Raw genomic sequence first — 24,166 nt, forward strand, 5'->3', positions numbered from 1 at the left:
AAGAGTGTGCGACCCATGAACGCCCTCGGCAAACTCGTCCGCACGACGGCTTTCAAGCTTTCCTTCGCCTATCTCGTCATCTTCACTATCTTCGCCTTCGTGACGCTGGGCTATGTGGCTTGGAGCGCCCAGCGCCTGCTGAACGACCAGTTCGTCTCCACCATCGAGGCGGAGATCAACGGGTTGGCGGAGCAATACCGCAACGGCGGCCTGCGGCGTCTTGTGAATGTGGTGGATCGCCGTTCTCGCGCACCGGGGGCCTCGCTTTACCTTGTCACCACGTTCGCGGGCGAAAAGATCGCCGGAAACATCAGCGCACTGCCGCCAGGTGCGATCGATCAGGCGGGTCAGTTCGAAACGGCCTATAGCCGCACCGACGATGCGGAGGCCGCGACCAGCAATGCCATTGTTCGCGTCTATTTGCTCCCTGGCGGGTTTCGCCTCATGGTGGGGCGGGATCTCGAGGAGCGCGCGCGGCTGAACGCCGTCATTCAACGGGCTTTTGGCTACTCGCTCTTGTTCATCGGCGTGCTCGGCTGCGCAGGTGGTTGGTTCATCACACGCCGCGTGCTCAAGCGCGTCGACGACATGACGGAAACGACACGCGTCATCATGGCCGGCGATTTGAGCGGACGGCTGAAGGTTGCCGGAACAGGCGATGAACTCGATCGCCTCGCCCATAACCTCAACGACATGCTCGACCGCATCGGCGAGTTGATGATGGGCATGCGCGAAGTTTCCGACAACATCGCCCATGATCTGAAAACCCCGCTGACCCGTTTGCGCAACAAGGCCGACGAGGCTCTGCGGACGGCGAAGACCCCTGACGAGTTGAAGGTCGCGCTCGAAGCGACCATCGACGAGAGTGACAACCTCATCCGCATCTTCAACGCCCTTCTCATGATCGCGCGGCTTGAAGCCGGCAATGCCCAAGAGGAGTTGGCGGATTTCGACGCGGCGGAAGCTGTGCGCGATGTCGCGGAACTTTACGAGGCGCTGGCGGAAGAGGCCGGCGTGCCGCTTGAGGTAACGATCGAGGACGACTTGCCGCTACACGGCAGCCGCGAACTGTTAGGACAGGCGGTCGCGAACCTTCTCGACAACGCCCTGAAATACGGAGCAACAGGCTCTGGCGAGTCCGAAAGAGCCATTACCGTAACCGCGAAGCGCGCCAATGGGGAGGTTCTGATCACGGTCGCTGACCGAGGGCCGGGAATCCCGGAGGCCGAGCGAGCCCATGTCGTCGAGCGTTTCGTCAGGCTCGAAACGGCGCGCTCGCGCCCCGGTTTCGGGCTTGGCCTCAGCCTGGCTGCGGCCGTCGCCCGTCTCCACGGAGGCACCCTGCGGCTTGAGGACAACGAGCCGGGCCTGCGCGCGGTGCTCGTGCTGCCGCGCCAGGAGGCGCCGGCCCAGCTGCCGGTCGCGGCTTAAGCGGAAATATTTCGATTGCCTCGGGCCGGAGGGCATGGACACTCAACCCGTCGACAAGGATTCGATGGATTGGCCGTGCCGGATAAGAAAAGCTCCTTCCTCAGCCGCCTGACGCAGGCTCCCCCCGTTGCCGATCTCCGGCGCGCCAAGGCGCAGCTGGCCGACTTCGTCCGGCGGGTCAAGGACGAGCCAGAGGCTGCATCCCTCTTGCCGCATCTTGAGGCCGGCCTTTTTCGCGATCTGCTTTTGGCCCTTGCCGACCATTCCACCTTCCTTTGGCAACTCGTCGTCACCGACCCAGTGCGCATGGCGAAGCTTGCCGCCGAGCCGCCGGAAGAGGCCCATCGCGCCGTCATCGAGAGCCAAGTCAATCTTTTCCGCGAACTCCGCTCCGGCGCGATGACGCGGGATGACGTGGTGAGCGCTTTCCGCCGCAACCGCAACACGCACGCTCTTCTCGTCGCGCTTGCAGATATTGGCGGCCTCTGGGATGTCGTGCAGGTCACGCAGGCCTTGTCGGATTTCGCCGATGCGTCGGTCAGCGGTGGCGTCAACCTCGTGCTGACCGAGTTTGCCGATTCCGGGCGGATCGTTCTGCAAAACCCGGACTCGCCGGGCGAGGGTTCCGGTTTCACCGTGCTGGCGCTCGGCAAGCATGGCGCGGGCGAGCTGAATTATTCGAGCGATATCGACCTCGTCATCTTCTTCGATTCCGAAAGTCCGGCGCTGCCAGAGGGCGCGGAGGCCGCGACCCTTTACACACGCATCGCGCAACAACTCGCGCGACTCTTGCAGGAGCGTACGCCCGACGGCTACGTGCACCGTGTCGATTATCGCCTGCGGCCCGATCCCGGCTCGACACCGACCGCTGTTTCCCTTGCCTCCGCCTATACCTATTACGAAACCGTCGGCCAGAACTGGGAGCGTGCGGCGCTCATCAAAGCGCGGCCCGTTGCGGGCGACCTGACGCTCGGCACGAATTTCCTATCCGAATTGCGCCCCTTCATCTGGCGCAAATATTTTGACTTCGCCTCGATCCAGGATGTGCACGCCATGAAGCGACAGATCCATGCGGTGCGAGGGCACGATGAGATCGCGGTCGCTGGCCACGACATCAAGCTCGGACGCGGCGGCATTCGTGAGATCGAGTTTTTCGTCCAGACGCAGCAGCTTGTGTTCGGCGGCCGCCGCCCGGCTTTGCGTGGACGGCGCACGCTCGACATGCTGGTCGCGCTTCACGACGAAGGCTGGATCACCGACAAGGCACGCGATGAACTCTCCGAGGCCTATCGCTTCCTGCGGACCATCGAGCATCGTTTGCAGATGGTGGCGGACGAGCAGACGCAGCGGCTGCCCTCGGATGAGGACGAGCTGAAGCGCTTCGCGAAATTCTGCGGCTATCCCAATCTCAAAGAATTCTCCAAAGCCCTGACCCATCAGGCGAGCATCGTGCAGGGGCATTATGCGCTGCTCTTCGAGGAAGCGCCGGAACTTGCCTCCGATGTCGGCAATCTCGTTTTCACCGGCACGACCGACGATCCCGAGACTCTGGCAACGCTCCAGCGCCTCGGTTTTCGAGAGCCCGAGAAAGCGGCTGAGACCGTGCGCGGCTGGCATTTTGGCCGCCGCTCAGCCATCACCAGCCAACGCGCGCGAGAGGTACTGACTGAGCTGACACCCGCCTTGTTATCCGCACTCGGCGGAACGGCCGATCCGGATGGCGCGCTTGCGGTGCTCGATCGCGCCTTCGGGCGCATGCCTGCGGCGGTCGAGCTTCTGACCATCCTGCAATCGCACGAACGACTGCGCCTGCGCTTCGCCGATCTGTTGGGCACGGCGCCGCGCCTTGCCGACACGGTGGCGCAGTCCCCGCATGTGCTCGACGCGTTGATTGATCCCGCTTTCGGCGTGGCCTCGACGGACGAGGCGGCCATCGAACAGCAGGTTCGCCAGATCATCGGATCGCCGCGCGATTTCGAGGACTTTCTCGACCGCTCGCGCGATGCCGCCCGGCAGATGCGCTTCATCACAGGCGCGCGCCTTCTTTCAGACGTCCTGTCTCCGGCGCAGGCGGGCGAAGTCTATGCAGCCATTGCGCAAGCGATCATCCGCGTTTCATTCGAACAAGTGCGCAAGGTTTTCGAAGCCGAGCACGGCGTGGTGCCGGGCGCGCAGATCGCCATTCTCGGCTTAGGAAGGCTTGGCACGCGCGAGCTGACCGCGGGCTCGGATCTCGACCTCGTCGTCATCTACGACTTCGATGAGGAGAAGCGCGAAAGCTCCGGAGCGCGTTCGCTTGACGCGGTGGTCTACTACACGCGCCTTACGCAGCGCCTGGTGGCTGCGTTGACGGTGCCGACCCGGCGCGGGCTTCTCTATGAGGTCGATTTACGCCTCCGTCCCCAAGGCGGAAAGGGGCCGGTCGCATCCCAGTTTCGCGGCTTCGTCAATTATCAGCAGACGGAGGCCGATCTGTGGGAGCACATGGCTCTCACACGTGCCCGCGTCCTGGCCGGGGATCCTGAGCTCACAAAGCGAGTTCAGGATGCTGTGGGTGGGCTCATCGCTGCACGGCGTGATCGCAAGAAGGTCGTGAAGGAAGTTCGCGCAATGCGGGAGCTCATCGCTCAGGAAAAAGGCGATGACAATCCGTGGGATCTCAAGTTGGCGCGTGGCGGCCTGACCGACCTCGACTTCATCGCGCAGGCCTTGATCCTTATAGACGCTGCCGACAATTCAGCACTGATCGGTCTCTCGCCGGAGGCGACATTCGCGGAAGCGAGGCGCTCAGGACTCCTGAACCTCGGGGATGAGGAAATCCTGATCGAGGCGCATCGCCTGTTCAGCGCCCTTTTCCAGTGGCAGCGCCTGACGATCGAGGGGGCTTTCAATCCGGCGGCCGTTCCGCCTGCTATTCTCAAGCGTCTGGCCTCCGTCGCAGGTCTCCCGGATGCGAAAGTCCTCATCGATCACCTGAACGCGACGCGTGCGCAGGTGACGGACATATATCAGAAAGTCCTCGACGCGCGGTCAGGAGTGGCTCGCTGAGGAGCCGAGTGAGTCTGCCGACGGCGTTATCTTTCGAAGGCGGTGCTTTGGGTTACGCCGCAGCGTCCGCCAGTGCGATGTCCGCGTTGGTCGCTTCCGTCAGCGGCAGGTGGACCAGCACGATGGTGCCGACGCCTTCCTGGCTCTTGATGCGTAGCGTGCCGCCGTGCAGTTCCGTGAGCGAACGGGCGATGGCGAGGCCCAGCCCTGAGCCCTTGTAGCTCTTCGAGAACTCGGTCTCGACCTGCTCGAAGGGACGTCCGAGCTTGTGCAGGGCCTGCGCCGGAATGCCGATGCCGTTGTCCTCGACATAGATGTTGATGGCGTTGCCGGCCTGACGGGTACGCACCGTGATGCAGCCGCCGTCACTGGTGAACTTCGTGGCGTTCTGCAGCAGGTTCACGAGGATCTGATGGATCGCCCGTTCGTCCGCCGTGACGACGATGTCTTCCGGGATCACGTCGACCGAGACGGACAGGTTCTTGCCCTTGATCTGTTCGCTGACGAGCTTGAGCGCCTTGTGGACAGACGCGTTCACTTCGACAGCTTGCTTCTTCAGGCTCGTGCGGCCCGCTTCGATGCGCGACATATCGAGGATGTCGTTGATGACCGACAGGAGATATTCGCCGCTGGTGCGAATGTCGGTGCAGTATTCTTCATACTTATCCGAGCCGAGCGACCCAAAGATGCCGCTCTGCATGACTTCCGCGAAGCCGATGATGGCGTTGAGCGGGGTGCGCAGCTCATGGCTCATGTTGGCCAGGAATTCAGACTTGGCGCGGTTCGCGCTTTCGGCCTGGGCCTTCTGGTCGAGATAACGCTCGGCGAGATCGGCAAGCTGGTGCGTCTGCGCTTCGAGCTTCTGACGCGACTGCTTGAGGTCCAGAACGGTGGCAATCAGTTCCTTCTCGGACTCGACAAGGCGATGCTCGTGGCGCTTGAGCGCGGTGATGTCCGTGCCGACGGAGACGTAGCCGCCGTCCTTGGTCCGGCGCTCGTTGATCTGCAGCCAGCGACCATCCTGGAGGCGCGCCTCGAAGGTGCGCGCGCCTACATCCTGGTTCTGTGCGCGCACGAACTGGTGCTGCACTTCCGGCGGGCGGCCCTGCGCCATCACCTCGGCATAGGTCATGCCCTGGAGCTGCGCGTCGGCGGGAAGCTCGTGCAGCTTCTGGAATTTCGAATTGCAGAGCACGAGACGGTTGTTGGCATCCCACAGCACGAAGGCTTCCGAGATCGCCTCGATGGCATCGTGGAGGCGCGCATCGGCTTTTTCGGTCTTTTCCTCAAGCCGGCGCTGCTCCGTCACGTCGACGGCGATGCCGACGAGATGGCTTGCCGCATCGTCCGGATCGTTCATCAGTTCGGCGCGGGCGCGCAGCCACACCCAGTCGCCGCTGGACGAGCGGATGCGGAACTCGTAATCGACGAGCGAGGTGCTGGCGGAAGCGAGCTGTTCGGCGAGCGTATAAAGGTCCTGATCATCCGGGTGGATCATCGTGTTGACTTCGCCGAAGGACAGGAACTCGTCCTGCCGCTCGTAGCCGAGAAGCTCGTACATCGAGTCGGACCAGTAGATGCGTCCGCGTCCGATATCCCAGTCCCACAGGCCGCAGCGGCCGCGGTTGAGGGCGGAGTCGATGCGGTCGCGCACCTTCTCGCAAACCTCGTCGGCGGCCTGCGCGCGATTGGCCTGCATGACATAAGCAATGCCAAGGCCGAGAAGCACCAGAATGGTCCCGCCGAGCAGCGACACATGGCCAATGGTGCGTGACCACCATCCTTCGAGAAGGCGGGGGATCGGCTGTACGATAGCGATCTGGCCGAGCGAGGTTGGCAGCGAGCGCACGGTCGCGATGCCTTCATCGCCGCTGGCGAGCTTGATGGTCATCACGCCTGCGCGGTCTGCAAAGAGCGCGAGGGGCTGCGCATCGCCGAGCAACTCGGCGAGCGCGTGTGGTGCGGTCGCTGTCGCGGGATAAGAAGCGATGATCGCGCCGTTATGATCGACAAGATGAAGCGTGCGGTTCCGCGTCAGCGCGCTCGGCGGCATGGTCTTGGCAAGCTCGCTCAGGCGCGATGCGGCCGCGGCCTTGTCGGCCGGCGCGGGATGGTTGCCGAGTTTTGCTGCCGACAGCGAGGCGATCACATCGATATCGCCGACGGCATCGATGAGCGTGTCCTTGCGGGTTTCGCGCACCTGAACCCAGGCGGTCGCCGCAAGCGTCACGAGAAAAAGCGCCAGAAGGGCGGGAACCGCGAGCTTCAGGAAGGGCTCGTATTGCTCCAATCGCCGATATGTCGGGTTCGCGTCAGATCGCGTCACCCCGAGAATCGTACCCGCGCGTGCGGGTACGCATGCGGTCACCGCCCCCGCCATGCGAAGTTCCCTCCAGAACCACTAACATCCTTGATCGGAGGACGTGCCGCATCTCTCCGAATCACCAACAATAGAATCGCGGATGAGTGATTTGTCTAGCTGCGCGAATGTCTAGGTTAACAAAAAATTTCTTTTTGTTTTTCGCGCGCCGATTTTGCCGGGAATTTTTGGGAACTTTCGTGAATCCAACGCGTTATTGGACCTTCGTTTCGAGCGAACGATTCACGATATCGCTGACATCGCGGGAGAGGTTCGGATGCTCGGCGATGGCTTGCAGAGTCTGCTGCGCGTGCTTGCGACGAGTCTCTTCCATCATCCGCCAGGCGCTGAATGCGGTCAGCAGGCGCGCCGCGAGTTGCGGGTTCAGCTCGTCCGCGCGCAGCACGATCTCGGCCAGGAAGGCGTAGCCCGCGCCATCGGCGCGGTTGAACTGCATCTGATTGGCCATGGCGAAACTGCCCACCAGCGAGCGCACCCGGTTGGGGTTGTTGATCGAAAAGGCGGGGTGGTTCATCAGCCCCTTCACCCGTTCGAGCGTCCCTTCTTCGAGGATCGTGGCCTGCAAGGCGAACCATTTGTCGAGCACCAGTGGCTCGTCGCGGTAACGCTCGCTGAACTGGGTCAGCGCCCCCTCGCGGGCAGCGCCCGGCAGGGTCGTCAGCACACTCAAGGAAGCCAGACGGTCTGTCATGTTGCCGGCGGTGTCGAATTGCTCGCGGGCCAACCTCTCGCCGAGACGCTTGTCCGCGCCCGCGATCAGATCGAGCGCGACGTTGCGCAGGGCGCGACGCCCCGCGCTGGCGGCATCGGGGCTGTAGGGGCCCAGATCCGCCAGCAGTTGGTGGAACTCCCATAGCTGCCCGATATTCGCGCTGCCGATACGCCGTTTCAGCTCCGTGCGGGCCTTGTGAATCGCATCGGGGTCCACGTCGGCGGCGATCTCCTGCGCGATGTCCGCCTCGCTCGGGAGCGTCAGCACGAGCGCGGCGAAGGCCGGATCGCGCATCGCGTCGTCCTCTATGAACATTTCCAGCGCAGCGGACAGGCCTGTGATGTCTGCGTCAGTGACCGCCGCGCCGGTCGACAGAGCAACGAGCAGGCGCATCGCGACGGTCTGCGCCGCCTGCCAGCGATTGAAGGCATCGCTGTCATGGCGCAAAAGCACGAGCAGTTCCGTGTTCGACAGGTCGAGCGAGGTTTTGACCGGAGCCGAGAAGCCGCGGAAGACGGAAGGGACGGGATGCGACGGGACATTCGTGAAGGTCAGGCTGTCGCTGGCCTTGTCTAGGATAAAGACCCCTTGCGCATTCACGCGGTCGGATGAGGTGGCAAGCGGCCTGCCATCCTGCGCGACAAGACCCAGCGCCACGGGGATCGCCATTGGCTCCTTATTAGGCTGTCCGGGCGTCGCGGGCGTGGCTTGCGTGAAATCGAGCCGGTAGGTCTGCGCCGCCTCGTCATAGGTTCCCTTGATCGTGACGCGCGGTGTTCCGGCCTGGGCGTACCAGTGCGAAAAATGGGAAAGGTCGCGGCCCGTTACTTCAGAGAAGGCTTGCAGAAAATCCTCGACCGTCGCGGCGGTGCCGTCGCAGCGGTCGAAATACAGGTCCATGCCGCGCCGGAAATCCGCCTCGCCGATGATCGTCTTGAGCATCCGGACGATTTCCGCGCCCTTCTCATAGACGGTGGCCGTGTAGAAGTTGTTGATCTCGCGATATTGCGTCGGCCGCACGGGATGGGCGAGGGGGCTCGCATCCTCCGAGAACTGGCGCGCACGCAAGGTCTTCACCTCGGCAATGCGATGCACGGGGCGGGACCGTTCGTCGGACGAGAATTCCTGATCGCGGAAGACCGTGAGGCCTTCCTTCAGGCAGAGCTGGAACCAATCGCGGCAGGTGACCCGATTGCCGGACCAGTTGTGGAAATACTCATGCGCAATGATCGCCTCGATATTAGCGTAGTCCATGTCGGTCGCGGTCTCAGGCGACGCCAGCACGTATTTGTCGTTGAAGATGTTGAGACCCTTGTTCTCCATCGCCCCCATGTTGAAATCCGACACGGCGACAATGTTGAACTCGTCGAGGTCGTATTCGCGCCCGAACACCCGCTCGTCCCAGCGCATGGAACGTTCCAGCGCATCGAGAGCGTAGGCCGCACGCTCTTCCTTGCCGGGCTCCACATAGACCGCGAGCTTCACCTTGCGACCGCTCATGGTGGTAAAGTCCTTGCCGACCTTTCCGAGGCGACCGCCGACGAGCGCGAAGAGATAAGCAGGCTTGGGGTGAGGATCGTGCCAGACCGCGTAGTGCCGGTTCGTTCCGGCAATGTTACCTGCCTCGACCGGGTTACCATTGCCGAGCAGTACAGGCGCTTCGTCCCGGTCGGCTTCGATGCGCGTGGTGTAAACCGCCATCACGTCGGGCCGGTCGAGGAAATAGGTGATGCGGCGAAAGCCTTCCGCTTCGCATTGCGTGCAGTAATTGCCGCTCGAGCGATAAAGACCCATGAGCTGCGTGTTTGCGGTCGGGTCGATTTCCGTCTCGATGGTGAGCGTGAAAGGCCGCCGCGGCGGTTGGGCAATGGTCAGGCCTTGCGCGGACGCTTCAAACTCCGCCGCAGGGATCGCCCTTCCGTCGAGTGAAAGCCCTTTTAAATTCACCTCGTCGCCGTCGAGCACGAGCGGTGCATCGGGGCGACCTTTGGGGTTCGGCTTAAGTGCGAGCGTCGCCGTGACGCGTGTCGTGGTGGGATGCAGCCGCACATCGAGTTCGACCCTCTCGATCACGAACGGGCTTGGCTGATAATCCTCAAGCCGGATCACAGGGGTCGTTTCGGTGCGCATGGGTCACTCTCGAAAAGGGTTACTCTTTCGGCCAGGGCTCTTTCTGCGAGCCTTTCTTGTCCTAGCTCTTTCCCCTGATATGGACCAACCGCCAGCCGATTCATAGGGTGGTAGCCATAAGGAACCAGGAAGGGAAAAGACGATGAATCCGGTTGTTTGGTTTGAAATTCCCGTCAACGATCTCGATAAGGCGAAAGCGTTCTATGAACACATTTTGGGCCTGACTTTGTCGCCGATGGACATGGGAGAGGCCAAGATGGTCTTCTTCCCGATGTCCGACCAGCAGCAGCCCGGCGCGACCGGCGCGCTGATGAAGTCGGACGGTTATGCACCGTCGCACAACGGCACCGTCATCTATTTCGAGGTTCCCGATATCGAGGGAACGCTCAAGAAGGTTGCCGAGAAGGGCGGCAAGACTCTTGTGCCGAAGATGAGCATCGGCCAATACGGATTCATCGCCCATTTCGAGGATACCGAAGGCAACCGCGTCGCGCTTCATTCCATGTAGTAAGCGCCGCCGCGTCTCCGTCGGAGATTGCCTTTCGGGGCGATCTCCGGCTAGGCGTGTTCCGGTTCACTACGGAGACGTGCCTTGGAATACCTGCACACGATGATTCGGGTCTCGAACCTTGAGCGATCCCTCGACTTCTTCTGCAACAAGTTCGGCCTCGTCGAAGTCCGCCGGATCGATAACGAGAAGGGCCGCTTCACCCTCGTTTTCCTTGCCGCCGATGAGGACATCGAAAAGTCCAAGACCAGCCGGGCTCCGCTGCTCGAACTGACCCACAATTGGGGCGAGCACGAATATACCGGCGGTCGCAATTTCGGCCATCTGGCCTATCGCGTCGACGATATCTACGCGATCTGCCAGAAGCTGATGGATGCGGGCGTCACCATCAACCGCCCGCCCCGCGACGGGCACATGGCCTTCATTCGCACTCCCGACCATATCTCCATCGAATTGCTGCAGCGCGGCGAACCGAAGCCGCCGCAGGAGCCTTGGGCGTCCATGCCCAATACCGGCACATGGTAAGAGCTTGACCTTACACATTGTGGTGGAGCGGCTCGTTTCGCCACAAAGTGCGCTGTTGGCGAAATCGTTGGACTCCGCCATTCTACCCGGCCCGACATAACGAGCCGGGTTCAACCGGCGGAGGAATGAAGTGGCACGAGACGCGATCCGCTTTTGGCGGCAAGGACAGGTCGTCGAGGTTTCCGGTTTCCACCCGCGCACCACGCTTCTGGACTATCTGCGGCTTCAAAAGCGCCAGGTCGGCACCAAGGAAGGTTGTGCCGAGGGCGATTGCGGCGCCTGCACGGTCGCGCTGGGCCGGGTTCGCGAGGGCTCTGTGCACTACGAGCCTGTCAATGCCTGCATCCTGCTGCTGGGCCAGATCGACGGCGCCGAGCTTGTCACCGTTGAGGATCTGGCAGCGGGCGGCCCGCTTCATCCCGTGCAGAGTGCAATGGTGGCGAGCCACGGTTCGCAATGCGGCTTCTGCACCCCTGGCATCGTAATGAGCCTGTTCAGCCTCTACTACGAAGGCGAGAGGCCTGTGACCCGCGAGGCGGTGAACGACGCGCTTGCGGGCAATCTCTGCCGCTGCACCGGCTATCGCCCCATCGTCGACGCCGCCCTTGAGGCGTGCGGCGGACAGCCGAGCGATGCCTTTTCCATTGATCATCCCGGTAGAGCCCAAAGCTTGACGGCGCTGAACGACGCGCAGGATGTCTTCATCCGCCATGAAAAAGGTTTCTTCGCCGCTCCGGCGAGCGAAGCTTCCCTTGCTGCGCTTTACGCCGAGCATTCCGATGCCACGCTTGTCGCAGGCTGCACCGATGTCGGCCTTTGGATCACCAAGGGCATGGCGGAGCTGGAAAAGATCATCTGGCTTGGCCGTGTCGCCGGCCTCGACCGGATCGAGGACAACGCTGAAGCGTTGACGCTCGGTGCGACCGTCACCCACGCTCAGGCCTTCTCCACGCTTGCCGCCATCGATCCCGATCTCGGCGAAATCATGCGCCGGTTCGGTTCCACTCAGGTCCGCGCGTCCGGCACGGTCGGCGGAAACATCGCCAACGGTTCGCCCATCGGCGATCTCGCTCCTGCCCTGATCGCGCTCGGCGCCGGACTCGAATTGCGCCGGGGTGACGAAACCCGAACCATCCCGCTCGAAAACTTTTTCATCGCGTATCGCAGGCAGGACCGCGCGCCGGGCGAATATGTCCGCCGCGTGACCGTACCGGAGCTTAAAGCGAACGAGCATTTCCGCGCCTATAAGGTTTCCAAGCGCTTCGACGAAGACATTTCCGCCGCCATGGGCGCTTTCAAGTTCACCCTCGGTGGTCGCCACATCGCAGATGCCCGCATTGCTTTCGGCGGCATGGCGGGGACGCCAAAGCGCGCCAGCGAGACGGAGCAGACGCTCGTTGGCCTTTCGCTCGATGAGCCTGCTACCTGGGGCGAGGCGCTCGCCGCCATCGGGCGTGACTATCAACCGATGGACGATCATCGCGCCTCTGCGGCCTATCGCGCCACCGTGGCGCGCAATTTGCTGTTCAAGGCCTTGAGCGAAACCGCCTCCGGCCAGACGCGCGCAACGCGCATTGTCGGCCAGCGCGAGGCGCTCGAGGCGGCGGAGTAGCGTGATGAACGAGACCATGAAGATTGATGCGCTCACTTTGGCCTCTGCGGGAGAGGTCGAATCTCTCCGCCACATTCGCCAACCGCTGCCACATGATTCCGGCCCCAAGCACGTGCAAGGCGCGGCGCAGTACATCGACGACATTCGCGAACCGGACGGCACACTGCACATCGCGCTCGGCCTGACATCGAAAGCGCGCGGACGTCTTGTTTCGCTCGATCTCTCCGCTGTGCGCACCGCGCCCGGCGTCGTCGCGGTGCTGACTGCCGCCGACATTCCAGCCAAGAACGACATTTCACCTGCCTTCGGCGACGATCCGCTCTTCGTTGAAACCCAAGTCGATTTTCTCGGGCAAGCCGTCTTCGCCGTCGTCGCAACGGAACGCGACAGCGCTCGTCGTGCGACGCGCTTGGCGAAAATGGAGATCGAGGCCGAAGCGCCGAGCATCACGGTCGAGGATGCGCTCGCGCGCGGTGAAACCGTGCTGCCGGATTACGCCTTTGGCCGGGGCGATGCGAAGGCCGCCATTGCTTCATCGCCATGCAGGCTCGAAGGGCAATTCCGCATTGGCGGGCAGGAGCACTTTTATCTCGAAGGACAGGTCGCACTGGCGATCCCCGGTGAAGATGGGGATGTGCACGTCTATTCCTCGACCCAGCATCCAACGGAAGTGCAGCACGTCGTAGCGCGTGTGCTCGGCATCCCTGATGCCTATGTGACCTGCGAAACCCGCCGCATGGGCGGCGGCTTCGGCGGCAAGGAAAGTCAGGCGACGCAATGGGCCGTCACCGCTGCGCTCGCCGCGCGCGTGACAGGCAGGCCATGTAAACTGCGCCTCGACCGCGACGACGATTTCGTTCTCACTGGCAAGCGGCATGATTTTCGTTGCGATTGGCAAGTGGGCATCGACGGTGAGGGGCGCATTCAGGGCTATGAGGTCGAGCATCTCGCCCGCTGCGGCTATTCGGCTGATCTGTCGGGCGGTGTCGTGGACCGCGCGATGTTTCACTCCGACAACGCCTATTGGATGCCCGCCGTCCATGTCGGTTCGAAACGGCTGAAGACAAACACGGTCTCGAACACCGCCTTTCGCGGCTTCGGCGGCCCGCAGGGCATGCTCGCCATCGAGCATGTGATGGACCAAATCGCCTGGGCGACGGGGCGCGACCCGCTCGACGTGCGTTACGCCAATTTCTACACGCCGGGGCAGAACATCACCCCGTTCGGCATGGAGGTGGAGGAGACCGATACGCTCTTCGGCCTCGTGCAGACGCTCGAGCGCACGTCCGATTATCGTGCGCGCCGTGCGGAGATCGCAGCGTTCAACGCCACGTCTCCCATCATGAAGCGCGGACTTGCGCTGACGCCTGTGAAGTTCGGCATCAGTTTCACGCTGACGCAGCTCAATCAGGCGGGCGCGTTGGTGCATGTCTATCAGGACGGCTCCGTGCATCTGAACCACGGCGGCACCGAGATGGGGCAGGGGCTCTATATCAAGGTGGCGCAGGTGGTGGCGGAGGAATTCGGCATCGCCATGGAGCGCGTGCGCATCACCGCAACGACAACCGCGAAAGTGCCCAACACGTCGCCCACGGCGGCATCGTCAGGCTCCGATCTCAATGGTATGGCCGCGCGCGTTGCGGCAAGCGCCATTAAGGCGCGTATGACCGCTTTCGCCGCCGAGGCCTATGGCGTGTCAGAGGATCAGGTGGAGTTCCGGGACGATCACGTCTTCGTCGGAAATCACAGCCTGCCCTTTACCGAACTCGCCAAGAAATGCGTGCTCGCCCGCGTGTCGCTCTCCGAGGCCGGTCACTACAAGACACCGAAGATTACGTGGGATCGCGCGACCGCGACGGGGCGCCCCTTCTTCTACTTCGCGTATGGCGCGGCGTGCTCTGAAGTGATCGTCGATACGTTGACTGGCGAAAACCGGCTTCTGCGCGCGGACATTCTGCATGATGTCGGCAAGTCCCTGAATCCTGCCATCGACATCGGTCAGATCGAGGGCGGGTTCGTGCAGGGCATGGGCTGGCTCACGACGGAAGAGCTGGTGTTCGGCAAGGATGGCCGTCTGCTCACCCACGCGCCGTCGACCTACAAAATCCCCGTCGCTTCCGATGTGCCTGCGGATTTCCGCGTCGCGCTTTATCCTAACGCTAATCGCGAAGAGACGATCTATCGCTCCAAGGCTGTCGGCGAGCCGCCGATCATGCTGGCGAACAGCGTCTTCTGCGCGCTGACCGATGCGGTGCATTCGCTCGATCCCACAAAGCCCGTGCCGCTTGATGCCCCCGCGACGCCGGAGGCGATCCTGCGCGCCTGCGAGGCTTTGCGCGGGAGGTTGTTGGGGTGAGGGTCTGGCGGCATCTCGCCGATCTTGTGGCCAGCCATGGCGCTGCCGCCCTTGTCAGCGTGCACGAGGTCAAAGGCTCCGCGCCGCGCGAGGTCGGCGCGCGCATGGTCGTGCGGCCGGATGGGGCCTATCGCGGCACCATCGGCGGCGGGCAGCTCGAATTCCGCATGCTCGACATCGCCCGCGAGATGCTGGAGCGCAAGGAACGCTCCGCCCGCATCGTCGATCAGGCCTTGGGGCCGGATCTCGGCCAATGCTGCGGCGGGCGCGTCAAAGTCCTTATCGAAACCTTCGACCCGCAGGACCTGGCCGACTTGAAGCCCCTGTTAACGGCGGAAGCCGAAGGCGGTGCTTTCCAAGTCGAGTGCCGGCTCGATCACGGCCGTGTCCGGCGAGAACTCTCCTCCGCCGTCGGCGATGACAGTTGGACCGAGTGGCGCGAAACCCATGGCGAGGCGCTGACCTCCGTCCTGCTCTTCGGCGCAGGCCATGTGGGCCGCGCACTCGTTCTGGCGCTCGCGCCGCTGCCGTTTTCCATCCGCTGGTTCGATGACCGTGAAGGGGCATTTCCGTCGCATATCCCGGGAAATGCCACCGCTATTGCCCTGCGCGATCCGGAGGCTGAGATCGCGGAGGCCGATCCTCACTCGCTCATCCTCGTCATGACCCACGACCACCCCCTCGACATGGCAATCACGGCGGCGGCCTTGCGGCGGGGCTTTCCCTATGTCGGCCTGATCGGCAGCGCCACGAAGCGGGCGCGGTTCGAGAAGCGCTTCCGGGAACTGGGCTTAAGCGAGGGGCGGATCGGCTCGCTCGTTTGCCCCATCGGCCTTCCCGGCATCGTGGGCAAGGAGCCCGCCATAGTCGCGGCCTCGGTGGCCGCCCAACTCCTCCAGGTCCGCGAGCGCTTAAACTTCTCGCCTCTTTCCGCCTCAAACGATAAAAGCGCCTTATGACTGACCATAAGACAGAAGATCAGCGCTATCTCGCGCGCGCTGTTGCCCTTTCGCGCGAGCACATGAACGACGGTGCCGGGGGGCCCTTCGGCGCGGTGATCGTGCGCGACGGCAATGTTCTGGCCGAGGGCTGGAACCGGGTGACGTCCTCGAACGATCCCACCGCCCATGCGGAGGTGACGGCGATCCGCCGCGCCTGCGAGGCGGTGGGCGATTTCGCCCTGCAGGGGGCGACCCTCTATACGAGCTGCGAGCCATGCCCCATGTGCCTCGCCTCGGCCTATTGGGCGCGTATTTCGCGCATCGTCTATGCCAATACCCGCGAGGATGCGGCGCAGATCGGCTTCGACGACAGCCTGATCTATGAGGAAATCCCTAAGCCCGTCTCCGAGCGGATCATTCCCATGGACCACGTGCCGAGTCTGGAGGCCAGGGCGGTCTTCGACGCCTGGGAAGCCAAGCCGGACAAGGTCACTTACTAAGCCGCGTCCTCTCGACCATGGCTTTACCCGGCCATGGTGACTATCTTGACGACAAGTTCACATCTCACGCGAGAAAGCCATGCCCTGCGCTGCCACCATCGTCCGTAAAGCCGCCGTCAAGGCTGACCGGGTCGTCGACACGGTCACCCTCGATTACGCGGCGCGCAATCGCCGCCATGCGACCTTGAGGGGCGAGGGTGGGACGGAGGTTGTGGTTGACCTCGACATGGAAACCACCGTCAACGATGGCGATGCGTTTCGCCTTAAGGACGGGTTGCTGGTGCAGGTGAAGGCTGCCGCCGAGCGCCTTCTGGAAGTGCGGGCGGAAAACCCGCTGCGTCTCACGCGCCTCGCCTGGCACCTCGGCGGCCAGCACGGCCTCGCCGAGATCACCAGCGATGCGATCTATATCGAGGACACTCCGGCCTTTGCCGAACTGGCACGCGGCCAGGGCTGCGTCGCGACGCCGGTGACGCGGGCGTTCCGGCCCGAGCAGAGCCTCCATGTCTGCGATCATGACCACGGGCATCACCACCATCATGGTCACGACCACGGTCATGCTCATCATGACCATCACGGACACGCGCATCACGATCATGGCCACGATGATCACAAGCACGACCATGCGCACGACCATCATCACGAGCACGGCCATGGCTGCGGATGCGGCCACCATCACGGCCACAAGCACGATCACTGATCCGGCATGTCCAAGACGACGCGCGCGACGCTCGCCTTGCAGCAGGCGGGCGTCGCCTTCACGGTCCACACCTACGACTACGATCCGCAAGCCGAGCGCATTGGCCTCCAGGCGGCGGAGGCCATCGGAGCCGATCCGAACACGGTTCTGAAGACCCTGATGGTGCTGGTCGATGGCAAAGCGGCTTGCGTGGTCGTGCCCTCCGACCGTGAGGTGAACCTGAAGAAGCTGGCGGCGGCGCTTGGTGGCAAGGCGGCGCAGATGATGAAGCCCGCCGATGCGGAACGGCTTACCGGCTATCACGTCGGTGGCATCAGCCCCTTCGGACAGAAGAAGCGCGTGCCGACCCTGATCGAAGAAACCGCCTTCACCCACGCGAGCGTCTTCATCAATGGCGGCCAGCGTGGCCTTCAGGTGAAACTAGCTCCCGGCGATGCCGCCAAGGTTCTGGACGCGAAGAGCGCAGCGCTGATCTGATCTCCAAGGCTGGGTGACATTGCCGCCTCGCGGAACCATCACCCCCGCTTCGACTTGGCTGGTGTGGGCAAGGGTCATCGCGATGCTGATCCTGCTTCCAAAGGGGATCGGCATGGAAACCGCGCCCGCCACCACAGACAATGAGACCTTGAGAGGGGAGATCGAGCGTCTCGCGGAGCTGTTTCGTCAGGCGCCGGGCTTCATCGCGGTCATGCGGGGGCCGGATCTGGTTTTCGAGATCGTCAACGACGCTTTCGAGCAGGTCGTCGGCCATCGCGACCTCATCGGCAGGCCGGTGCGCGAGGCCATGTCCGAGATCGAGGAGCAGGGCTTCTTCGAACTGCTCGACGAGGTTTATCAGACGGGCCAACCCTTCGTCGGCCGCCAGATGCCCTTGCGGCTTCAAAGACAACGGGGAGGCCCGATCGAGGAAGCGTATTTCGATTTCGTCTATCAGCCCATCCGGGACCGGAGCGGGAAGGTCACGGGCATCTTTCTCGAAGGCAGCGACGTCACCGACCGGGTCTGGGCCGAGGAATATCAGCAGCTTCTCATCAACGAGCTGAACCACCGGGTGAAAAACACCCTGGCGACCGTTCAATCCATCGTCTCGCAGACCTTGAGGCACGCAACCAACCAGGCGGAAGCGCGTAAAGCCATCGAGCAGCGCCTGGCGGCATTGTCCCGCACCCACGACATGCTCATCCGCGAGAACTGGAAAGGGGCCGAGATCCGCCAGTTGGTCGCCCAAACGCTCGAGCCGTTTCAAAGTGGGGCACACAAGCGATTCAACGTTGCGGGGCCGGAGCTCAAGCTGTCCTCCCGCACGGCGCTCGATCTGTCTCTCACCTTGCATGAACTCGCGACGAATGCCGTCAAATACGGGGCGCTGTCCAACGATGCGGGCCGGATCGAGGTGATCTGGTCGGTCGACGGATCGACCGATCCACCCCACCTCCGGTTGCGCTGGGAGGAGGAGGGCGGTCCCCCGGCCCATCCGCCCGACCGAAAGGGCTTCGGCTCCCGCCTCATCGAGCGCAGCCTTGCGCGGGATCTGGATGGCGAGGTCGCCATTGAATTCAGGCCGCGCGGTGTCGTCTGTACGATTGAAGCGCCGATTATCACCTGACGCATTTTTTCGTGCAAAACCGGCGCATTCGCCTTACATCGGCGCTATAGCCAACCCCATAACGGACATCCGAACCTGCACCGCCTTCGGGCGGAAGAGTAAAAAATTGTTGTCACCAAAAGACATAGCCCTGAGCGTTGCGCCCATGATCGAATGGACGGACCGGCATTGCCGGTCGTTCCATCGCGTTATGTCGCGCCGGACGCGGCTTTATACGGAGATGGTCACCACCGGGGCGGTGATCCATGGGCCGCGTGACAGGCTTTTGGGGTTTGATGACGCGGAGCATCCCGTCGCGGTGCAGCTCGGTGGGTCGGACCCGGCGGAGCTGGTCAAGGCGGCGCGGATCTGTGCCGATTTTGGTTATGACGAGATCAACCTCAATGTGGGTTGCCCTTCGGACCGTGTGCAGAACGGCCGCTTCGGGGCCTGCCTGATGCTGGAGCCTGCTCTCGTGGGCGAGTGCGTCGCCGCCATGAAGGGTGCCGTCTCCCTGCCGGTCACAGTCAAATGCCGCATCGGCGTCGATGAGCAGGATACGGAAGAGGCGCTGAACCGGCTGACCGAGAGCGTGGTCGCGGCCGGTTGCGATGCGCTGACCGTTCATGCCCGCAAGGCTTGGCTTCAGGGCCTGTCGCCGAAGGAAAATCGCGATATTCCACCGCTCGACTACGATCGCGTCTATCGGCTGAAGCAGAAAAACCCTGATTTGCCGACCGCCATCAATGGTGGCATCCGCACCATGGCGGAGGTTAAGGAGCACCTGAAACACGTGGACGGCGTCATGCTGGGCCGCATCGCCTATCAGGAGCCGGAAATCCTTCTTGCCGTTGATCGCGAGCTGTTCGGCGAGGGGCCGCCCGTCGCCGATCCCTTCGAGGCGGTGGAGGCCTACGAGCCCTATGTCGCAGCGCAGCTCGCCGAGGGGCGGCGTCTCCACGACATGACCCGGCATATGCTCGGCCTTTTCACCGGACGCCCGGGGGCGCGCGCCTATCGCCGCCATCTGGCGACCGAGGCGACGAAGCCGGGCGCAGGGCTTGAGACATTGCGCGACGCGGTCGCGAAGGTGTCGCGGCTTTCTGCTGAGGCGGCCTGAGGCCGATCGCGTTTTCCTTTTCACAGCCTTTTCGCCCGGCTTGCCCCGGAAGGCTTTCTCCGTCAGAGATCGAAAAACACGCCGCCTCAAAAGAGATTCCCGCCATGTTCGGAATATCCCTCCTCGACCTTTCCTGGCTTGTCGTTGCGCTGCTTGCGGCGGGGGCGATCACGGGCTTGCTGGCGGGCTTGTTCGGGGTCGGCGGCGGCACGGTGGCGGTGCCGATCCTCTATGAATTGTTCCGCATCGTCGGCGTGCCGGAAGAAGTGCGGATGCCGCTTTGCGTCGGCACATCGCTCGCTATCATCATCCCCACTTCCATCCGCTCCTTCATGACCCATCGCGCCAAGGGCGCGGTCGACATGTCGATCCTGAAAGTCTGGGCGGCGCCTGTGGTCATCGGCGTGGCGGTGGGGAGCTACATCGCCCGCTACGCACCGGCCGAACTTTTTAAGGCGGTCTTCGTCCTCGTGGCGGGTGTGGCCGCGATCCGGCTTCTCTTCGGCAAGGATACCTGGCGCTTTGGCCTCGACATGCCGGCGAAGCCCATCACGGTGTTTTACGGCTGGGTGATCGGCTTTCTCTCGGCCCTCATGGGCATCGGCGGCGGCCTTTTGTCGAACATGTTCATGACGTTCTACAACCGCCCCATCCATCAGGCGATTGCGACGTCCTCCGGCCTCGGCATTCTCATCTCCATTCCCGGCGCACTCGGCTATATCTATGCCGGCTGGCCGCGCGCTGCGGAGTATCCGAACGTTCTGGCGCTCCAGTTCCCGCTCGCCATCGGTTATATCTCGCTTCTCGGCTTCCTGCTCTTCATCCCGACCAGCACCTGGATGGCCCCCGTCGGCGCGCGTCTGGCGCACCGGCTCTCGAAGCGGCGTCTTGAAGTGGCGTTCGGCACCTTCCTGCTTCTCATCTGCGCTCGGTTCGCGATCAGTTTGTGGGTCTAAAATCAGGCATTGGCAATTTGTGGTTGCCGAACAATGCGCAACTATTGGTTGTTTTCGCCTGCTGGCGAGAACCCAAATGTGTGCGCGTGCACATTGGCGGAAGCAGAGATTTAAATTCTTTGCGAAAATAGTTGATATAACGTTTCATAAAAAATAACCTCCTTGTGCGCTTCGGCCTTCCAACGGTCGGCGCGTTGGTAAATCCCGAAGGAGGGAAAACATGGTAACTCGTATAAGTGCTGTCACATTGGCGCTTGCCATCTCCGCGTTCAGCGCGACGCAGGCTAGTGCGTTCTTTGGCTATGATGATGAGCGCGATCCGCCGAAGGGTTTGAACGGTGTGAGCGCGACCGGCCTGACGGACCAGGGGCTTGCCGACCTCAAGGTTGGCAAGGCGGCGCATTCGAAGTCCGTCGTGCTGCCTGACGGCTCGCGCGTCGAGATCAAGTAAGCGAGGAGGAACTCATGACGATCCGTAAAAGCGTTCTGGTGTTGGCGCTTGCCATCTCCGCGTTCAGCGCGACGCAGGCTAGTGCGTTCTTTCACTATGATGATGAGCGCGATCCGCCGAGGGGTTTGAACGGTGTGAGCGCGACCGGCCTGACGGACCAGGGGCTTGCCGACCTCAAGGTTGGCAAGGCGGCGCATTCGAAGTCCGTCGTGCTGCCTGACGGCTCGCGTGTCGAGATCAAGTAAGCGAGGAGGAACTCATGACGATCCGTAAAAGCGTTCTGGTGTTGGCGCTTGCCATCTCCGCGTTCAGCGCGACGCAGGCTAGTGCGTTCTTTGGCTATGATGATGACCGCGATCCGCCGAAGGGTTTGAACGGTGTGAGCGCGACCGGCCTGACGGACCAGGGGCTTGCCGACCTCAAGGTTGGCAAGGCGGCGCATTCGAAGTCCGTCGTGCTGCCTGACGGCTCGCGTGTCGAGATCAAGTAAACGTTCTCCGCATAATGAAAGACCCTCTCGCCACAAGGCGAGAGGGTTGTTCGAGTATGGTGCATCGACTAATCCTCTTTTTCGCGCTGCTGATTTTCGCGCAATTTTCTCCCGCATCTGTTTCGGCTTTGGAAGGGCGCTTTCAAGCCGATGGTATGGACCTCGTGCTCAAGCTCAGTGACGGCAGAGTACTGAGAGGGCAGACGCTGACCGGGATGAGGCTCTTCCTGGGCACAGGGGCGGATGAGCGGGAAATACGCATTGATGATATTGCGCTGGAAACGCGACTGCGCGGGTTGCCGCTTACCTTCTATCGGATGTCCGTGAAGGACAGAGAAACGGGGGCTTTCAAAGAACTGTGCCAGGTCGATCCTGACGGAGAGCGTGCCGCGATCGCTTATCCCAACGGAGCGGATGACTTTTCCCTGACATGCACGAGTGGAGCCGAGGGCAAATGCATCCTCTTCGGCTATTTTCCTTGGCAGACTCAGGACGGCATTCCGATGCGCGATCTGCATCGCGCCTGCGTCCACATGTTGCGCGCCGATTATACCGGGGATGATCGGCCGACCGCGAAGAACGGGACGAAAATCAACATCATCGACCGCTTCGGCATTCAGAATCCCGGCCACGTTTCCTGGATGGAGTTCGAGGCCGCCTGGGGGACGGAAGGGGCCATTTGTGTCGCCCATCCCCGCATTGCCGACAACATTACGTTGGACGAATTGGCCGATAGGGCGCCCCGGCTCAAGGGACGATTGGGGCCGCATAAATGCTATGAGGAAGCGGTGCGGGACGATCCGCGTGCGCTAATTTACAATGAATCGGTCCTGACCTGGCGCACAAAGCGGTAGGCAGCACGCTGCTGCTGCGTTGCCGGGCTTCTGCATCGTCTGTGCGCTCCCCTTAGCTGCGTGCCTGCCCCTGAAAGAATTATTCGGCACTCATTTCCTGCGCAGGATCAGCCGGTTGCCGCGAACCTCGTAAGATCCGAGGCGCTCTAAGAAGGTCATGCCGAGAAGATTGGTGTGCAAGCTTCCGGATGGGGTGATCAGGGCCTCCACATTGCGCTCGGTGATTGGCCCCACAGAAAGGATCGGGATGATGACCGGCGCCGCAAGCGCGGTGCCGTTCGCAGTGGAGACTGGCACGGAATAATCCAGGTCCTCCGGCTTGAAGCCAAGGGCAGCGGCATTTTCCGCGCGGATCACGACGGTGCTGGCGCCCGTGTCGAAGATGAAACGGCCGTCGCGTCCGTTGACCTTGGCAGTGAGCACGAAACTCCCGTCCAGCTTGCGCGCGGCAACAACCTCGCCCTTGTCGGTGACGACGGTGCGCCCGAGCGAGACATCGCCAATGGCGCGGTCGATAACGGCTTCAAACTCATGCCGGGCGGAATAGGCGACGAGCACAGCCAGAAGAATCCCCGCACTGACGGCAGTGGCCTGCACGCCATAGGTCCAGTGACGGCTGAAATTCTCGATGATACCGGCGGCCAGAATCAGCGTCAGCGCGCAGAAGCTGACGGCGAGCGCGGTTTCTAACGGCGAAAAATCGGCAATCGGCTCTTCGACGAGGACGGCAATCAGGAATGCTCCTGCGAGAAGAAGCAATCCCGCTCTGCGCGCGCCACGCATCAGGAGGCCTTATCGGGCTCGACAGCAAAGGCTTGCCGCATCCGCTCGGGCAGTTCGGCCATGATGCGCAGCCGCTCTTCCTCAGTCAGGCGGTACCACGTGCCGATTTCCTCGCGCGTGCGCCCGCACCCCTCGCACAGACCCGTTTCGGGATCGAGCATGCAGACGCGGATGCAGGGGGTGGAAGCGGGGCTCATGATTGCTTCATGTCGTTACGGTGCGGTGACGGTCAAGAGGCCGATCAGCGCGGCGATCTCCGCGACCTGTTGCGCCGCTCCCGCGATGTCGCCTGTCTGCCCCCCGATGTGCCGCGCGGCGAACCGCGTCAGCGCGAGCCCTGAGAGCGCCGACAGAGCGATCATCAGGCCGACGCCCGAGGGAGCCAGTCCGGCGATCATGCCGAGCACGACGGCGAGTAAGGATGCGATGGCGGCGGCGAGCCACAGCGCGTCGCGTGTCGGCTGTCCGACCGCTTGGGAGGCACCATCCGGACGGGCAGGGGGCAGCAGCACGAGGGGCATCAGGCCCGCCGTGCGGGAGAGCGAGGCTACGATCAGAAGGGCGATGCAGGCTGCCAGGGGGGCGAGGCGGTCTGCCAGGGCCGCCAGCGCGCCGATCCGCAAAGCGAAGGCCAGGATGAGCGCGGATGCGCCATAGGAGCCGATCAGGCTGTCCTTCATGATCGCGAGCCGCCGTTCGCGAGTCGCACCGCCAAAGCTGTCGGCGGTATCGGTCAGCCCGTCCTCATGGAACGCGCCGGTGGTCAACGTCATCGCGGCGATGGAGAGGATGGCCGCGAGCCAGGGGCCGAGATCGAGAAAGAGGGCGAGGGCCAGCACCAGCGCAGGCAACAGGCCGAGCACGAGCCCCGCCACCGGCAGAACCCGCGTCAATCTCTGAAATTCGGGCAGCGCATGGGGGTCATGCTCCCAAGGCAGGGTGGACACCGGAAGGCGAGAATAAAAGCGCAGGCAACGGGCGAGATCGGTCAGCAATTCCTGCCAAGCGCGCGTCGTCGCGGCGGTTTGTGCCTTCTGCAATTGATCGGACATGCTTCACCCCGTGTGCACAGCCCGTTATAGGT

The 24,166-nt window shown here is 62.8% G+C and carries 22 protein-coding genes; 17 read left to right on the forward strand and 5 right to left on the reverse strand.

Going from position 1 to position 24,166, the window contains the following annotated elements; all coding sequences use genetic code 11:
• Window positions 1-15 precede the first annotated feature (15 nt).
• Window positions 16-1,431 (forward strand): HAMP domain-containing sensor histidine kinase, encoded by a 1,416-nt coding sequence (locus tag HB375_RS09855; RefSeq protein ID WP_205800130.1) that lies wholly within the window; start codon window positions 16-18, stop codon window positions 1,429-1,431.
• 75 nt (window positions 1,432-1,506) lie between these two features.
• The gene (locus HB375_RS09860) at window positions 1,507-4,479 is read left to right on the forward strand and encodes a bifunctional [glutamine synthetase] adenylyltransferase/[glutamine synthetase]-adenylyl-L-tyrosine phosphorylase (RefSeq protein WP_167672821.1); all 2,973 of its coding nucleotides are present in this window, start codon (window positions 1,507-1,509) and stop codon (window positions 4,477-4,479) included.
• Window positions 4,480-4,531: 52 nt separating this feature from the next.
• Here HB375_RS09860 and HB375_RS09865 read toward each other — a convergent pair whose 3' ends face one another.
• On the reverse strand, window positions 4,532-6,805 hold the full coding sequence (locus tag HB375_RS09865) for a sensor histidine kinase (protein WP_343232387.1): 2,274 nt from the start codon (window positions 6,803-6,805) through the stop codon (window positions 4,532-4,534).
• A 247-nt stretch (window positions 6,806-7,052) separates the two neighbouring features.
• Window positions 7,053-9,701 (reverse strand): aminopeptidase N, encoded by a 2,649-nt coding sequence (pepN, locus tag HB375_RS09870; RefSeq protein WP_167672823.1) that lies wholly within the window; start codon window positions 9,699-9,701, stop codon window positions 7,053-7,055.
• Between the two features lie 142 nt (window positions 9,702-9,843).
• Here pepN and HB375_RS09875 point away from each other — a divergent pair, with 142 nt between their 5' ends.
• From HB375_RS09875 to HB375_RS09945, 15 genes are all read left to right on the forward strand, one after another.
• Window positions 9,844-10,209: a VOC family protein gene (locus HB375_RS09875; RefSeq protein ID WP_167672824.1), complete on the forward strand. Its 366-nt coding sequence runs from the start codon at window positions 9,844-9,846 to the stop codon at window positions 10,207-10,209.
• A gap of 84 nt (window positions 10,210-10,293) precedes the next feature.
• Complete coding sequence (locus HB375_RS09880; RefSeq protein ID WP_167672825.1) at window positions 10,294-10,734, forward strand: VOC family protein; 441 nt, start codon at window positions 10,294-10,296, stop codon at window positions 10,732-10,734.
• A 130-nt stretch (window positions 10,735-10,864) separates the two neighbouring features.
• Window positions 10,865-12,346, forward strand: coding sequence for a xanthine dehydrogenase small subunit (xdhA, locus tag HB375_RS09885; RefSeq protein ID WP_167672826.1), 1,482 nt, complete (start codon window positions 10,865-10,867; stop codon window positions 12,344-12,346).
• Between the two features lie 4 nt (window positions 12,347-12,350).
• Window positions 12,351-14,702, forward strand: coding sequence for a xanthine dehydrogenase molybdopterin binding subunit (gene xdhB, locus HB375_RS09890; RefSeq protein WP_205800132.1), 2,352 nt, complete (start codon window positions 12,351-12,353; stop codon window positions 14,700-14,702).
• Complete coding sequence (gene xdhC / locus HB375_RS09895) at window positions 14,699-15,661, forward strand: xanthine dehydrogenase accessory protein XdhC (protein ID WP_167672827.1); 963 nt, start codon at window positions 14,699-14,701, stop codon at window positions 15,659-15,661. The genes xdhB and xdhC overlap by 4 nt, the downstream gene beginning before the upstream one ends.
• Window positions 15,658-16,143, forward strand: coding sequence for a nucleoside deaminase (locus HB375_RS09900; RefSeq protein ID WP_167672828.1), 486 nt, complete (start codon window positions 15,658-15,660; stop codon window positions 16,141-16,143). The genes xdhC and HB375_RS09900 overlap by 4 nt, the downstream gene beginning before the upstream one ends.
• Before the next feature lie 79 nt (window positions 16,144-16,222).
• Entirely contained in the window at window positions 16,223-16,843 is a 621-nt protein-coding gene (locus HB375_RS09905; RefSeq protein ID WP_167672829.1) for an urease accessory protein UreE, read from the forward strand.
• 6 nt (window positions 16,844-16,849) lie between these two features.
• Window positions 16,850-17,320, forward strand: a complete 471-nt coding sequence (gene ybaK / locus HB375_RS09910) for a Cys-tRNA(Pro) deacylase (protein WP_167672830.1) — start codon at window positions 16,850-16,852, stop codon at window positions 17,318-17,320.
• A 13-nt stretch (window positions 17,321-17,333) separates the two neighbouring features.
• Window positions 17,334-18,449, forward strand: a complete 1,116-nt coding sequence (locus tag HB375_RS09915; RefSeq protein WP_343232388.1) for a sensor histidine kinase — start codon at window positions 17,334-17,336, stop codon at window positions 18,447-18,449.
• A gap of 106 nt (window positions 18,450-18,555) precedes the next feature.
• Window positions 18,556-19,548, forward strand: coding sequence for a tRNA dihydrouridine(20/20a) synthase DusA (gene dusA / locus HB375_RS09920; protein ID WP_281409341.1), 993 nt, complete (start codon window positions 18,556-18,558; stop codon window positions 19,546-19,548).
• 104 nt (window positions 19,549-19,652) lie between these two features.
• On the forward strand, window positions 19,653-20,504 hold the full coding sequence (locus tag HB375_RS09925; RefSeq protein WP_167672833.1) for a sulfite exporter TauE/SafE family protein: 852 nt from the start codon (window positions 19,653-19,655) through the stop codon (window positions 20,502-20,504).
• A 220-nt stretch (window positions 20,505-20,724) separates the two neighbouring features.
• Entirely contained in the window at window positions 20,725-20,955 is a 231-nt protein-coding gene (locus tag HB375_RS09930; protein ID WP_167672834.1) for a hypothetical protein, read from the forward strand.
• A 14-nt stretch (window positions 20,956-20,969) separates the two neighbouring features.
• The gene (locus HB375_RS09935; RefSeq protein ID WP_167672835.1) at window positions 20,970-21,200 is read left to right on the forward strand and encodes a hypothetical protein; all 231 of its coding nucleotides are present in this window, start codon (window positions 20,970-20,972) and stop codon (window positions 21,198-21,200) included.
• A 14-nt stretch (window positions 21,201-21,214) separates the two neighbouring features.
• The gene (locus tag HB375_RS09940; RefSeq protein ID WP_167672836.1) at window positions 21,215-21,445 is read left to right on the forward strand and encodes a hypothetical protein; all 231 of its coding nucleotides are present in this window, start codon (window positions 21,215-21,217) and stop codon (window positions 21,443-21,445) included.
• A 56-nt stretch (window positions 21,446-21,501) separates the two neighbouring features.
• Window positions 21,502-22,299 (forward strand): ADYC domain-containing protein, encoded by a 798-nt coding sequence (locus tag HB375_RS09945; RefSeq protein WP_167672837.1) that lies wholly within the window; start codon window positions 21,502-21,504, stop codon window positions 22,297-22,299.
• A gap of 90 nt (window positions 22,300-22,389) precedes the next feature.
• Here the strand turns inward: HB375_RS09945 and HB375_RS09950 are convergent, their stop codons facing one another.
• Genes HB375_RS09950 through cobS form a run of 3 tightly spaced genes read right to left on the reverse strand, consistent with a single transcriptional unit; the run spans window position 22,390 to window position 24,134 of the window.
• Entirely contained in the window at window positions 22,390-23,082 is a 693-nt protein-coding gene (locus tag HB375_RS09950; protein WP_167672838.1) for a retropepsin-like aspartic protease family protein, read from the reverse strand.
• The gene (locus HB375_RS09955) at window positions 23,082-23,279 is read right to left on the reverse strand and encodes a DUF1289 domain-containing protein (protein WP_167672839.1); all 198 of its coding nucleotides are present in this window, start codon (window positions 23,277-23,279) and stop codon (window positions 23,082-23,084) included. The genes HB375_RS09950 and HB375_RS09955 overlap by 1 nt, the downstream gene beginning before the upstream one ends.
• Before the next feature lie 15 nt (window positions 23,280-23,294).
• Window positions 23,295-24,134 carry an adenosylcobinamide-GDP ribazoletransferase gene (gene cobS, locus HB375_RS09960; protein WP_167672840.1) on the reverse strand — a complete coding sequence of 280 codons (840 nt, stop codon included), beginning with the start codon at window positions 24,132-24,134 and terminating at the stop codon, window positions 23,295-23,297.
• Window positions 24,135-24,166 lie beyond the last annotated feature (32 nt).

Origin of the sequence: Microvirga terricola, from assembly GCF_011777495.1 — a bacterium.
Lineage (GTDB): Bacteria > Pseudomonadota > Alphaproteobacteria > Rhizobiales > Beijerinckiaceae > Microvirga > Microvirga terricola.

Bases quoted from the DNA above. Each gene is read 5' to 3' on its own strand.
- HB375_RS09855 (WP_205800130.1), top strand. From the start codon at position 16: ATGAACGCCCTCGGCAAACTCGTCCGCACGACGGCTTTCAAGCTTTCC.
- pepN (WP_167672823.1), bottom strand. From the start codon at position 9,701: ATGCGCACCGAAACGACCCCTGTGATCCGGCTTGAGGATTATCAGCCA.
- HB375_RS09875 (WP_167672824.1), top strand. From the start codon at position 9,844: ATGAATCCGGTTGTTTGGTTTGAAATTCCCGTCAACGATCTCGATAAG.
- xdhB (WP_205800132.1), top strand. From the start codon at position 12,351: ATGAACGAGACCATGAAGATTGATGCGCTCACTTTGGCCTCTGCGGGA.
- HB375_RS09900 (WP_167672828.1), top strand. From the start codon at position 15,658: ATGACTGACCATAAGACAGAAGATCAGCGCTATCTCGCGCGCGCTGTT.
- HB375_RS09905 (WP_167672829.1), top strand. From the start codon at position 16,223: ATGCCCTGCGCTGCCACCATCGTCCGTAAAGCCGCCGTCAAGGCTGAC.
- ybaK (WP_167672830.1), top strand. From the start codon at position 16,850: ATGTCCAAGACGACGCGCGCGACGCTCGCCTTGCAGCAGGCGGGCGTC.
- HB375_RS09925 (WP_167672833.1), top strand. From the start codon at position 19,653: ATGTTCGGAATATCCCTCCTCGACCTTTCCTGGCTTGTCGTTGCGCTG.
- HB375_RS09930 (WP_167672834.1), top strand. From the start codon at position 20,725: ATGGTAACTCGTATAAGTGCTGTCACATTGGCGCTTGCCATCTCCGCG.
- HB375_RS09935 (WP_167672835.1), top strand. From the start codon at position 20,970: ATGACGATCCGTAAAAGCGTTCTGGTGTTGGCGCTTGCCATCTCCGCG.
- HB375_RS09940 (WP_167672836.1), top strand. From the start codon at position 21,215: ATGACGATCCGTAAAAGCGTTCTGGTGTTGGCGCTTGCCATCTCCGCG.
- HB375_RS09945 (WP_167672837.1), top strand. From the start codon at position 21,502: ATGGTGCATCGACTAATCCTCTTTTTCGCGCTGCTGATTTTCGCGCAA.
- HB375_RS09950 (WP_167672838.1), bottom strand. From the start codon at position 23,082: ATGCGTGGCGCGCGCAGAGCGGGATTGCTTCTTCTCGCAGGAGCATTC.
- HB375_RS09955 (WP_167672839.1), bottom strand. From the start codon at position 23,279: ATGAGCCCCGCTTCCACCCCCTGCATCCGCGTCTGCATGCTCGATCCC.
- cobS (WP_167672840.1), bottom strand. From the start codon at position 24,134: ATGTCCGATCAATTGCAGAAGGCACAAACCGCCGCGACGACGCGCGCT.